Raw genomic sequence first — 7,687 nt, forward strand, 5'->3', positions numbered from 1 at the left:
GGCGAAGAATTTCTGCCGCAGGACTCTGCGACCGATCTGAATGAGTTGGTCAACGTCCGGGGTGTATTCCACGCCAAGTTTGTCGTGGAACAAGGACGCGACCTGACCGGCATTCTTGTGGATCGCCGGCATAATGATGTGTGAAGGCTTCTCGTGGTCGAGCTGGACGATGTATTCCCCCATGTCGGACTCCAGGCATTCAATGCCTTGAGCCTCGAGGAAATGGTTCATCTCCATCTCTTCGCTGACCATCGATTTGCCCTTGATCACTTGCCGCGCCTCGTGAGCACGGATGATCGATAAGACGATGCCATTGGCCTCGCCCACCGTTTCCGCCCAGTGCACTGTCACACCGTTGCGGGTCAGGTTTGTTTCCAGTTGCTCGAGCAGGTCGGGCAACTTGGAGAGCGCGCGGGCTCTGATCGAGTTGCCCAGAGCACGCAAGTGTTCTCTTTCGTGGGCATCGCTGAAAGCGGCTGCCCGTTTGGTCATCAATGAATCCATCGCAGTGCGGAAGTTGTTCCGCAACTGCTGATCACCCAAGGCGTTGTGGGCCTGGGTGCGGAAATCTTCTTCTACGGCGACCGTAGGAATAATCGCGGAAGTGCTCATTGCGCACCTCCGGTTCGTTGCCACAGAAAGCTGGCGAGATGTTGCCCGCGTAGCGTTTCTTTTTGTTTCTCCAATGCGCCGTTGATGTTCATCAAACAGCCACAGTCGGCGCTCAACACCTGATGCGCGCCGGAATCTTTCAGCGAGCGGGTCTTGTCAGCCACCATCGCGCCGGAAATGTCTGGCATACGGACGCTGAATGTTCCGCCGAAGCCACAGCATTCGCTTTCGTGGTCGTGGTTGACCCGTTCCACGTTGCTCAACTGCGCCAACAACTCGCGACCGTGCAGGTGCGTGTTCATTTCGCGGCGTGCCGAACACGAAGTGTGCAGCGCGACTTTGACCGGTTCGCCGCTGTCCTTGAGCTGCACCTTGCAGACGAACAGCAGAAACTCGGCCAGTTCATAGGTGCGGGCCGCGAGGGCCTGAACCTGTTTCAACGTGTCTGGCTCGTCCTTGAACAAGTCGGCGTAATGCTCGCGCAGCATGCCCGCGCAGGAACCCGACGGCACCACCACCGGATAATCGCCGGCAAACAGCGCCAGTTGCGAGCGCGCTACCGTCCGCGCCTGCTCGGTGTAACCCGAGGTGTAGGCCGGTTGACCGCAGCAGCTCTGCCCTTGCGGGTACTCGACCCGAATCCCTTCGCGCTCCAGCAAGTGGATCGCGTCCATCCCGGCTTCGGGGTAGAACAGATCAACCACGCACGTCCCGAACAGATAAACCCGCGACGGTTTCTCGCTGGGGTATTGCCGAGGTTCGGGCAGTGGCGGTGCCACGCGGGTCGCGTTCGGCACAGCGTTGTAAAAAAGCTCGCTCATCAGGCGTGTCTCCGGGTGGTCCCGGTTATCCGTCCGCTGAGGCTGCTGAATATAGAGAGTGTTGCTTTCAGCAGCCTTACAGACCGGGTGGTGAATTGCTGACGCCGGCATCACGAACCGGCGTCGGTTTTTTCTGTATTTTTCAGGTTTAGTGCACCAGCATGCCGGTGAACCAGTAGGCCTGAGCCAGGGTGATAAGGCCGACAATCGTTGCAAAGAATAGGCTGTGCTTGAGGGTGAAGCGGAACAGATCCGATTCCTTGCCGACCAAACCGGTCGCGGCGCAGGCCACGGCGATCGATTGGGGCGAGATCATTTTGCCGGTCACGCCGCCGCTGGTATTGGCCGCTACCAGCAGGACGTCGTTGACGCCGATCTGGTGTGCAGTGGTTGCTTGCAGCGAACTGAACAGCGCGTTGGACGATGTATCGGAACCGGTGAGGAACACGCCGAGCCAGCCGAGGAACGGCGAAAAGAACGGGAACGCCGCGCCAGTGCCGGCCAGCACGAGGGCCATGGTCGAGGACATGCCGGAATAGTTAGTGACAAAGGCGAACGCCAACACCATGCCGATCGAGAGGATGGGCCAGCGCAGTTCGTAGAAGGTCTCTTTCAAAGTGGTCAGACCAGTTTTGAAATTGATCTTCAGCACCAGCATCGAGATCAGCGCCGAGAAGAAAATCGCCGTGCCGGTCGCGGAAATCGGATCGAGTTTGAACACGGCCGGGATTGCGGTTGGCGCAGCAACGATCGGTGCGGTCTTGATCACCAGTTGATCAAGGTGCGGAATCGCAAAGTTGAACACCCAGCTGTACATCGAGCCGCCAGCGGCGAACATCGCTTTGAAAGGCTTCAGCGTCCAGATGGTCACCAGCACGGTGAGGATCAGGAACGGCGACCACGCTTTGAAAATTTCCCTGAGGCTGTAAGGCGAAGCCACGGTGGTGCGCTTCTGGCCGAAACCACCGACGCTGGCGGTAATCGCTGCGCTGGAGGTAGCGCCTGCGATTTGTGCGCCGGCGGTGCGTTTCGGTTGCCAGACTTTGAGGAACAGGGTCAGGGAAATCAGGCTCGCCAGCGCCGAAGTGATGTCTGGCAGTTCCGGGCCGATGAAGTTCGATGTGAAGTATTGGGTGATGGCGAAGCTCAGGCCCGCGACCAATGCAGCCGGCCAGGTTTCACGAACGCCGCGCAGGCCGTCCATCATGAATACTAGCCAGAACGGCACGAACAGCGACAGCAGCGGCAGTTGGCGACCGGTCATGGCGCCGATCTTGAACGCGTCAATCCCGGTCACTTGGCCGGCAACGATGATCGGAATCCCCAAGGCGCCGAACGCAACCGGTGCGGTGTTGGCAATCAGGCACAGGCCAGCGGCGTACAGCGGGTTGAAGCCCAGTCCGACAAGCAATGCCGCAGTAATCGCCACGGGCGCGCCGAAACCGGCGGCACCTTCCAGGAACGCACCGAAGCAGAAACCGATCAGCAGCACTTGCAGGCGCTGGTCGTCAGTAATCGATAACACCGAACTGCGAATGACCTCGAACTGACCACTTTTCACCGTCAGTTTGTAGAGGAACACCGCCGCGACAATGATCCAGGCAATCGGCCACAAACCGTAGGCGAAACCATAACCGGCGGCGGCGAAAGCCATGTCGACCGGCATTTGAAACGCGAAGATCGCCACGGCAATCGACAGGGCGAGGGTGATGCTCCCGGCCACGTGGCCCTTGAGACGGAACACCGCCAGCGCGAGGAAAAAGAACACGATGGGGATGACGGCCGCGAGTGCGGACACGCCGAGACTGCCGAGCGGGCTGTATAGCTGTTGCCAGGTTTGCATATGGGGTGGCCCCTAATTGTTGTTGGTCAGGCACTGTCAGCGTTCTTGGTTAATTGGTAAGACCAATTTACAATCGCTGTTCGCTAGGGTAAAAGCCTTGGTATCGGTGTGTCAATTTGTCGCCCTAAAACTTTTGTCGAACGTGCAGCGCAGATCGCGTCTGATCCGCTTCGACGAAGTGGCGTCTGGTAGGTGTCGGCAAGGCGCCGATAGGCCAGAATAGAGAGCCCGGCGAGCGGTCGGGATCGTGGAGAAGTGAGTTATGGGGTTTGATCAGATACGTCAGCGCCGTTTGTCTGACGATATTGTCGAGCGACTCGAGGGGATGATCCTTGAGGGCACGCTGAAGTCCGGCGAACGGCTTCCGGCGGAGCGCACGCTGGCCGAGCAATTTGGCGTGTCGCGTCCGTCATTGCGTGAGGCGATTCAGAAGCTCGCGGCCAAAGGCTTGCTGGTCAGCCGTCAGGGCGGCGGCAATTATGTGGTGGAAAGCCTGGGCTCGACGTTCAGCGATCCGCTGCTGCATCTGCTCGAAAACAATCCTGAAGCGCAGCGCGACTTGCTCGAGTTTCGCCACACCCTGGAGGCATCGTGCGCCTATTACGCAGCCTTGCGCGCGACAGACGTCGATCGTGAACGGCTGACGGCGGCGTTCGATGAGTTGCAGGACTGCTACTCGCGCCACGACGAAGTCAGTCGGGTGGAAGAAGGCGCGGCGGATGCGAAATTCCATCTGGCGATTGCTGAGGCCAGTCATAACGCGGTGTTGCTGCACACCATTCGTGGCTTGTTCGATTTGCTCAAGCGCAACGTGGTGACCAACATTGGCGGCATGTACAAGCAGCGCACGGAAACCCGCGACATGCTGATCACCCAGCATCGGGAATTGTATCTGGCGATTATTGAAGGTCGCGCGGAGCAAGCGCGGGAAGTCTCCAGCCGACACATTTTGTATGTGCAGGAAGTGCTGGAAGAGGTGCGGCAGGAGGTTCAGCGCATGGCTCGGGCGGAGCGGCGCAAGGGCATGTGATTTTTTAAAGCAAAAGATCGCAGCCTGCGGCAGCTCCTACAGGGAAATGCGAATTCCTGTGTAGGAGCTGCCGAAGGCTCGGGCCGCGATCGGACGATCTTTGCTTTCAAAGGCGAAGACTAGTCTTCCTTGCCCTTGTTGCGCACAGCACGCTGCAGCTCGCGACCGGCGTCGCGCTCGCGTTCGGTGTCACGCTTGTCGTATTCCTTCTTGCCCTTGCCCAGAGCAATCTCGCACTTGACCATGTGCTTGCTCCAGTACCAGGACAGGCAGACGCAGGCGTAACCCTTTTGCTGCACCATCGCGGCAAGCTTTTCCAGCTCGCGGCGGTTGAGCAGCAATTTGCGTGTGCGCACCGGGTCAGCGATGACGTGGGTACTTGCGGTCATCAGAGGCGTGATGTGGCTACCGAGCAGCCACGCTTCGCCATCCTTGAGCAGGACATAGCTGTCAACCAGCTGTAGCTTGCTTGCCCGCAGACTTTTTACTTCCCAGCCGGCCAGGACCAGACCAGCCTCGAACTTATGCTCGATGAAGTAATCGTGTCGCGCCTTTTTGTTCTGCGCGATGGTCCCTGTTGGGTGTTTCTTCTGTTTAGCCAGAGGGGCGGCATTATATGGAGATAAACGGCCGTCGGCTACGGTGATGCTGCGTGCTTGAGCAGGTTGAGTGAATCCCGGACAATGCGGCCTCTTTTTCTAACGCTTGGGCGTGATAAACGATGTCGACAGACAAGGTTTCTGTCCACGGCAGTTGGGCTAGCCGCTGGGTATTCATACTCGCCGCGACCGGTTCGGCCGTGGGACTGGGTAGTATCTGGAAATTCCCCTACATGGTCGGGGTCTACGGCGGCGGTGCGTTTGTACTGATGTTTCTGGCGTGTATCGCCCTGATCGGCATCCCGGTCATGCTCGCTGAAACCCTGATTGGCCGCCGCGCACGGCAGAGTCCGGCGAACGCCTTGAAGGTATTGGCGCTGGAAGCCGGGCACTCGGCCAAATGGTCGTGGGGCGCGTTTGCCGGGATGATCACGGCATTGCTTATCCTGTCTTTCTATAGCGTGGTCGGCGGCTGGTCGCTGGATTACATCGTCGACATGGGGCGCGGTGACTTCCAGGGCGCGACGGCCGATCAAGTCGGTGCGTATTTCGGCAATGTCATCGCCGATCCATGGCGCCTGACACTTTGGCACACGATTTTTATGCTGCTGTCCGCCTTCGTCATCGCCAAAGGCGTGGTTGCCGGGCTGGAACGCAGCCTGCGCATCATGATGCCGTTGCTGTTTGTGATGGTGTTGGTGCTGCTCGGTTACAGCATGACCACCGGGCATTTCATGGAAGGCGTGCATTTCATGTTCGACTTCCACCCGGAAAAAGTCCTCGACGGTCTGTTGCCTGCGATGGGCCACGCGTTCTTCTCGCTGAGCGTCGGCGTCGGCTCGATCATGATCTACGGCGCGTACATGCCGAAGAACGCGTCGCTGTCCGGCACGGTGGTCGGCGTGGCGCTGCTTGATACCTTTGTCTCGCTGGTCGCCGGTCTGGCGTTGTTCCCGATCGTCTTCGCCGCCGGCCTGAACCCGAGCGAAGGCCCGGGCCTGATGTTCGTCAGCCTGCCATTTGCCTTTGGTAACGTAGCCTTCGGCCAATTGATGGGCGTGGTGTTCTTCGTGCTGGTCGCCGTCGCGGCCTGGAGCTCGGCGATTTCCCTGCTCGAACCGATGGTGGCGTATCTGGTTGAACGCACCAAAGTCAGCCGCGCCTGGGTGACGTTCTGGTTGGCGTTCACCTGCTGGTTCGTCGGTTTGGGCACGGTGTTTTCCTTCAATATCTGGAAGGAAGCCAAATTTTTCGTGAACGAAGACGGTCTGTTCCACCTCTACCAATGGGGTGCGAAGAGCGGTCTGGACTTCTTCGGTGTGATCGATTTCTTCACCTCGCGGATCATGTTGCCGCTCGGTGGCCTGTGTTTTGTATTGTTCGCCGGATGGGTGATGGGGCGTGAAGCGGTGCGTGACGAGTTGTCGATCCGCAACCCGAAACTGTTTGCCCTGTCTCTGTTCTTGATGCGCTACGTGGCGCCAATCGGCATTGTTGTAGTGTTTGCCGCTCAGCTCTGGAAGTAACGCTTACATGACGACTCATATTCAACGCTCAGCCCTGTTGCCATACCCGGCGCAATTCCTTTACGACCTGGTCAACGACGTGGCGCGTTACCCGGAATTTCTGCCGTGGTGCTCGGCGGCCGAGGTGCTGGAAAGCTCGCCTGAGCACATGCGCGCCAGTGTTGGCGTGGCGAAGGGCGGGCTGAGTCAGCATTTCGTCACGCGCAATACGCTGGTGCCGGGGCAGTCGATCGAGATGAATCTTGAGGAAGGCCCGTTCAACCAGTTGCACGGCGTCTGGGTATTCAAGGCGTTGAACGAAAAGGCCTGCAAGATCAGCCTGGATTTATCGTTCGATTACGCCGGGCCGCTGGTGCGTGCGACGTTGGGGCCGCTGTTCAATCAGGCTGCCAACACGTTGGTGGATGCGTTCTGCCAGCGCGCCAAGCAGATGCATGGTTAAGCCGGTGATCGAGATAGAAGTGGTGTATGCCGCGGTTGATCGCCAGGTATTGCGCTCGGTCAGCGTGGCAGAGGGTGCGACAGTGCGCGCAGCCGTGCTCGCTTCGGGGATTGCTGAGGAGTTTCCTGAGCTGAATCTGGCGGAGTGTACGTTGGGGATTTTCGGCAAGGTAGTGCCGGATCCAGACTCGCGGGTGATTCAGGCAGGCGAGCGCATTGAGATTTACCGCCCTCTGCTCGCTGATCCGAAAGAAGTTCGACGCTTGCGTGCGGCCAAAGCAGCTGAGGCTAAAGCGCGAAATCTTTAAATAAGCCAAACGCCAGACAATAAAAAACCCGGAATTTCCGGGTTTTTTATTGCGTCGCAAATTATTGCGGCGTGGTGTCCAGCGGCTCTGGTGTTGGAACCGGAACGGTTTCCACACCATCGACGTCCTTCTGGATCTGATCCAGTAAGGAACCTGGCTTGACCGGTTTTTCCGGTGCTGGCTTCTCGGTGTTTTCAGCAGGAGCGGTCACGTTAGTGCCACTGTCCTTACCGAGAATGGCTTCGTCACGGCTGACGCCCGGCATAAAGTCACCGGACAAGCTGACAAGCTGGTCGTTGGAATTGAAGATAACGCTGACGCGTTCCTGTTGGCGTTCACCGCCACCCGGTTGCAGGCTATACAGATAATCCCAGCGATCGGCATGGAACGTGTCGGTCAGCAGGGGGTTACCCATAATAAACCGTACTTGCGGCCGGGTCATTCCCGGGCGTAACTGGTCTATCATATCCTGCGTGACGACATTGCCCTGCTGGATGTCGATTTTGT

Annotated in this window: 9 protein-coding genes; 4 read left to right on the forward strand and 5 right to left on the reverse strand. The window is 58.5% G+C overall.

The window, feature by feature from the left end; all coding sequences use genetic code 11:
* From ACIP66_RS27845 to ACIP66_RS27855, 3 genes are all read right to left on the reverse strand, one after another.
* Positions 1–612, reverse strand: a 612-nt coding sequence (locus ACIP66_RS27845) for an LUD domain-containing protein (protein WP_400652410.1), incomplete at its 3' end; no start/stop codon positions are given.
* Positions 609–1,433: a (Fe-S)-binding protein gene (locus tag ACIP66_RS27850; RefSeq protein ID WP_159812887.1), complete on the reverse strand. Its 825-nt coding sequence runs from the start codon at positions 1,431–1,433 to the stop codon at positions 609–611. The genes ACIP66_RS27845 and ACIP66_RS27850, both read right to left, overlap by 4 nt.
* A 148-nt stretch (positions 1,434–1,581) precedes the next feature.
* Positions 1,582–3,276 carry a lactate permease LctP family transporter gene (locus tag ACIP66_RS27855; RefSeq protein WP_400652413.1) on the reverse strand — a complete coding sequence of 565 codons (1,695 nt, stop codon included), beginning with the start codon at positions 3,274–3,276 and terminating at the stop codon, positions 1,582–1,584.
* A gap of 262 nt (positions 3,277–3,538) precedes the next feature.
* Between ACIP66_RS27855 and ACIP66_RS27860 the strand changes: the two genes are divergently transcribed.
* Positions 3,539–4,306 carry an FCD domain-containing protein gene (locus ACIP66_RS27860; RefSeq protein WP_212544105.1) on the forward strand — a complete coding sequence of 256 codons (768 nt, stop codon included), beginning with the start codon at positions 3,539–3,541 and terminating at the stop codon, positions 4,304–4,306.
* A 119-nt stretch (positions 4,307–4,425) separates the two neighbouring features.
* Here the strand turns inward: ACIP66_RS27860 and smpB are convergent, their stop codons facing one another.
* Complete coding sequence (gene smpB, locus ACIP66_RS27865) at positions 4,426–4,908, reverse strand: SsrA-binding protein SmpB (RefSeq protein WP_008088297.1); 483 nt, start codon at positions 4,906–4,908, stop codon at positions 4,426–4,428.
* 119 nt (positions 4,909–5,027) lie between these two features.
* Between smpB and ACIP66_RS27870 the strand changes: the two genes are divergently transcribed.
* From ACIP66_RS27870 to ACIP66_RS27880, 3 genes are read left to right on the forward strand one after another with little or no spacing between them, the layout of a single operon-like run.
* The gene (locus ACIP66_RS27870) at positions 5,028–6,431 is read left to right on the forward strand and encodes a sodium-dependent transporter (RefSeq protein WP_053117013.1); all 1,404 of its coding nucleotides are present in this window, start codon (positions 5,028–5,030) and stop codon (positions 6,429–6,431) included.
* A gap of 7 nt (positions 6,432–6,438) precedes the next feature.
* Positions 6,439–6,873: a type II toxin-antitoxin system RatA family toxin gene (locus ACIP66_RS27875; RefSeq protein ID WP_007915213.1), complete on the forward strand. Its 435-nt coding sequence runs from the start codon at positions 6,439–6,441 to the stop codon at positions 6,871–6,873.
* The gene (locus tag ACIP66_RS27880) at positions 6,866–7,180 is read left to right on the forward strand and encodes an RnfH family protein (protein WP_400652417.1); all 315 of its coding nucleotides are present in this window, start codon (positions 6,866–6,868) and stop codon (positions 7,178–7,180) included. Before ACIP66_RS27875 ends, ACIP66_RS27880 begins: the two co-directional genes overlap by 8 nt.
* A 61-nt stretch (positions 7,181–7,241) precedes the next feature.
* On the opposite strand, the gene ACIP66_RS27885 is transcribed toward ACIP66_RS27880, so the two are convergent.
* A partial coding sequence (locus tag ACIP66_RS27885) for an outer membrane protein assembly factor BamE (protein WP_400652420.1) occupies positions 7,242–7,687 on the reverse strand: 446 nt, incomplete at its 5' end.

Source organism: Pseudomonas sp. NPDC088429 (genome assembly GCF_044753305.1).
Classification (GTDB): Bacteria; Pseudomonadota; Gammaproteobacteria; order Pseudomonadales; family Pseudomonadaceae; genus Aquipseudomonas; species Aquipseudomonas rustica.